1 protein-coding gene is annotated in these 448 nt (G+C 60.9%); it reads right to left on the bottom strand.

Annotated elements, in window-relative coordinates; translation table 11 throughout:
- Window positions 1–64: 64 nt before the first annotated feature.
- The coding region (locus EOE48_RS28830) for an electron transfer flavoprotein subunit beta/FixA family protein (protein WP_148239832.1) at window positions 65–448 on the bottom strand (384 nt) is incomplete at its 5' end.

Below are 448 nucleotides of genomic sequence, written 5' to 3'. Positions count from 1 at the left end.
TGGACGGGGCTACGGCACCGTTTTCCGGACCTTGTAGAAGGTCAGCGACAACCAGGACAGTCATTTAGATTACCTTCGCTTCGTTCTTCAGCTTCTCGACCAGTTCGGCCACCGACTTGACCTTGATGCCAGCGCTGCGGGCAGCCGGCGCTTCAACTTTCAGGGTCTTGTTGGTGGAGGCGAGGGAAACGCCCAGCGCGTCTGGAGTAACGGTCTCCAGCGGCTTCTTCTTGGCCTTCATGATGTTCGGCAGCGACGCATAGCGTGGCTCGTTCAGGCGCAGGTCGGTGGTAACGATGGCTGGCAGGTTCAGCGACACGGTCTGCAGGCCGCCATCGATTTCACGGGTGACGTTCAGCTTGTCGCCGGCGACTTCCACCTTGGAGGCGAAGGTGCCCTGGGCGTAGCCGGTCAGCGCAGCCAGCATCTGGCCGGTCTGGTTGTTGTC

This window comes from Methylobacterium oryzihabitans, from assembly GCF_004004555.2.
GTDB lineage: Bacteria > Pseudomonadota > Alphaproteobacteria > Rhizobiales > Beijerinckiaceae > Methylobacterium > Methylobacterium oryzihabitans.
The sequence above is the reverse complement of the archived record's forward strand: the minus strand, read 5'-3'. Positions and strand labels throughout refer to the sequence as shown.